Consider the following 3,249-nt stretch of genomic DNA (forward strand, 5'->3'; position numbering starts at 1 on the left):
TCCCCGTCTATGCAATCCAGGTGCTCGGCGCGCCCGCGTGGCTCACCGGAGTGCTCTATGCCATCTACACCGCGCTGCTAGCGGTCGCACAGACCAGCTTGGTTCGTCTCCTTGAGAGCCATCGGCGGACCCGCGCCCTGATGCTCGGCGCACTACTCTGGGTGGGCTCCTTCATATTCTTGGCGGCTGCACCCCTGCTGCCCCGAGAAGCCATCGTCGCGTACCTATCCGCCGTCACGGTCCTGTATACCGTCGCCGTGATGGTCCACGCCGGCGTGATCGACGCCCTGGTCGTCGAGGCCGCTCCCAACACACTTCGTGGCCGATACGTCGCGGTATTCAATCTGTCCTGGGCGGCGGCCAACGCGTTCGCTCCTGGCCTGTTCACCGTCATGCTCGCCTGGTACACCGGGTTGCCCTGGATCTTGCTGGCAGTCCTGTTGCTGCTTGCCCTGGTAGGTGTGCGGCACGCCGAGCCGAGACTTGCTGGCCAGGCGGTGCGTATGGGGTCCGATCACGCGAGCGGGATGCTGCCCTAGCCGATCCCGGCACTCGGCAGCTACGTCAGGGCGATCGTGTGGTAAGGGTCCACGCGGAAGATCCCTGGGCCGACCGTATACCAACCGACCAGGATCGCCGTTGGCGCTACGGTGACGGCCGCCCAGCCCTTCAACTCGCTGAGAACCTCGCCCGCTTTCTCCGGTGGAGCCGGCCGCGCAAATCGGGTCAACGTTAGGTGCGGCCCCCAGCTCGGCACCAGCTCCACCGACCGAACCGCACAGGCAGTATGGATCGCGCTGTGCAGCGCCCAGTAGCCCTCCTGCGGGCGCCCGAACACAAAGGCCATCCTGCGAGCCAGAAGTGCCGGCTCGAAGGCCACCCGCCGGGCTCCGCTGTCCTCGGCACGTTCTAGCGCCACTGCAGCCGCGTCTGCCAAACAATCCAATAGCTTGCGATCCTCGGGAATCCGATCGGGGTCAACCAGCCGAGCGCCGGGTGCAGCGATATTGCCGACACTTGAATGAAGCGCCTGATACGGATAGGCGGACGTCTCAGGCAGTAACTCGGCAAGTCGTGCCGACAGCGCGCATGCCGAGGCCGTCACCTCCTCAGGCCAGACGCAGGCGATGCGGTATCCGCCGTGCGGCTGAGACTTCTGATCGGCGACCAGTCCAGCTGACCCGGCCTGTTCTTGCTCGGCGAGCGAGTGCTGGAAACGGACATCCTCGTAGGCCTGGTAGCGATCGAACGACCACGTTGGATTGGCGTCCACGGGTCCCTCCAGAACCACGGCGGCGATGGGTTGCCAGCATGCGCAGGGTACGGGGTGAGCGTGCCTGCCTTCCACCCGGATTGGAAGGCTGAATCGTCGCAGGTCACAGGCCCTTGACGGGGTGGACGTCAGGTTGCGTCAGGCGCCGTCATCTACCGGGCGCTCCGCTCGGACTGCACGCTACGAGCCGTCACGAAAGACGGCCCAGTAGAGCCATCACCACCCTGCCGGGTCAGGTTGCGAGGAAGGAGCTTCCGGATGCAGGACCACGACGCAAGAACGACGGAGGCGTCGCCCCGGATCCAGCTGCTGAGCGATAACCGGCTGACCTGGACGATCACTGAGGCCGCCCAACTCCTCGGCATTTCGCGCGCCACCGCGTACGAAGCCGCACACCGGGGCGAGCTGCCTGTCCGGCTCATCGGCCGACGGATGCTCGTCCCGCGGGTGGCGCTGCTTCGCCTGCTTGGGCAGGACAGCCCGCCCAGCTCGCAGTCCGCCTAACGCCTTCCGACCCGGGCGCTATGCGCCCGGTGCCGGCCTATCCCCTTCGGAGGTCCCCTTGCCCGCAGAGGGCTTCTTTCGGGCTGGCCGCACACGGCCCGGCCCCAACGTCCACGGTCCCCGCACCGGGCCGCAACCGGACGGCGCCCGGCCAGGCCGTGGGTCGTCGCGGCGGCCCCGTTGGGATACCGACGCCGGCATCACCGACCGTGACGTGGCCGCCCTGCGTTGGCTCGGCCAGCAGTACGCCGCCCGCTCCGATGTCCTCCGAGTGCTGCTGGGTCGGCTGTCGCCCGGCTCCCCACGGGTCGAGGGTCAGCTCGGTGAGGAGACCCTGCGACAGATCCTCGACCGTTGGGAGGCCCGCGGCCTGATCGAGCGTGACCGTCTGCTGGGCCACCTGTGGGTCGCCCCCACCGCCAAGGCGCTGCGGCTGGTCGGCCTGGACGTCCGCGCCTGGTCCTTCGTCATCCCACAGCTCGCCCACGTCCACGCTGTCGGCATCGTCCGCCTCGCCCTAGAGCCGCACATCCCGGCCGGTGGCCGATGGCTGTCGGAGCGTGAGCTGCGCCGGGAGACCGGCAAGAGCGACGGCCCCGACGGGGCCATCCAGCTGCCCGACGATCCCGATCCCGAGGCCGGGTTGGGGCTGTACGGCGAGGACGTCGATCCCCTTCCCAAGCGGATCGCGGTCGAGGTCGAGCTGACCCGCAAGGGCGCCGCCCGACTCCGCGAGGCCTGGACCCGACCCCGACATGGCCGCTGGACCCGGACCGTCTACTACGCCCCGCCCGAGGTCGCCAGCTACCTGGCCGGCCAACTCCAGCGCATCCGGCCCCGCCATCCCATCCAGGTCCACCCGCTGCCCGAGGTCGCGGGGACCACCTACATGCGCCCGGGAGGTGCCTCATGACGCGCTCCAACGATCCTGCGCCCTTCCATGGTTGGCAGGCCACGCCCGGCCAGCCGATCCCTCGGGCCGCCCGCCAGCCGGCCGCCAACGGGCTGCTGCTGGTCATGGTGGTGCTGGTCTGGTTCTCGCCGCTGTCCATCGCAGCTTGGCTGGTCGGGCAGGCGGTGATCTTGCTCCAGCGCCGCTGGCACTGGTGGCGCTTCACCCTGGCCGCCATCGCCGGGATCGGTGTGGTACTGGCCGTGACCGGCCCCCAGGAGGCCCTTCGGCGGCACCTCTTCGTGCCCCAGCACTTCTGGCAGTACGTGGCCCTGCACTTCGGCTTCGGCCCACCCGGCACCCGCATCACCATCGGCCAGTTTCTCTGGGACCTGGTCGCCACCCAGGTGTGGCTGGCTGTCCCGGTGGGGCTGTTGGCCGCCTCGCTGTCGGTGTGGAATGCCGAGCGGGCCGCCGGCGGGGCCGAATGGAGCCCCTTCGTCCGGCGCCGCCAGCGCATCGACCAGCGCGCACTTGATCGCCGAACGGCCAGGCTGGCTGCCCGCCCGCGTGACCACAA

5 protein-coding genes are annotated in these 3,249 nt (G+C 69.2%); 4 read left to right on the forward strand and 1 reads right to left on the reverse strand.

Features of this window, described 5'->3' with window-relative positions; translation table 11 throughout:
• Positions 1-539: hypothetical protein (locus VF468_02930; GenBank protein HEX5877266.1), on the forward strand; the 539-nt coding region annotated here is incomplete at its 5' end.
• A 20-nt stretch (positions 540-559) separates the two neighbouring features.
• Here the strand turns inward: VF468_02930 and VF468_02935 are convergent.
• Entirely contained in the window at positions 560-1,273 is a 714-nt protein-coding gene (locus VF468_02935) for a hypothetical protein (GenBank protein HEX5877267.1), read from the reverse strand.
• 258 nt (positions 1,274-1,531) lie between these two features.
• On the opposite strand from VF468_02935, the gene VF468_02940 reads away from it, so the two are divergent.
• The 3 genes from VF468_02940 to VF468_02950 form a co-directional block, all read left to right on the forward strand.
• Positions 1,532-1,777 (forward strand): helix-turn-helix domain-containing protein, encoded by a 246-nt coding sequence (locus VF468_02940; GenBank protein HEX5877268.1) that lies wholly within the window; start codon positions 1,532-1,534, stop codon positions 1,775-1,777.
• Between the two features lie 214 nt (positions 1,778-1,991).
• On the forward strand, positions 1,992-2,690 hold the full coding sequence (locus tag VF468_02945; GenBank protein ID HEX5877269.1) for a hypothetical protein: 699 nt from the start codon (positions 1,992-1,994) through the stop codon (positions 2,688-2,690).
• Positions 2,687-3,249: hypothetical protein (locus VF468_02950; protein HEX5877270.1), on the forward strand; the 563-nt coding region annotated here is incomplete at its 3' end. The genes VF468_02945 and VF468_02950, both read left to right, overlap by 4 nt.

The sequence above is a fragment of the Actinomycetota bacterium genome, assembly GCA_036280995.1.
GTDB lineage: Bacteria > Actinomycetota > CALGFH01 > CALGFH01 > CALGFH01 > CALGFH01.

Coding starts and splice junctions, on each gene's coding strand:
- VF468_02940 (HEX5877268.1), top strand. CDS start 1,532: ATGCAGGACCACGACGCAAGAACGACGGAGGCGTCGCCCCGGATCCAG.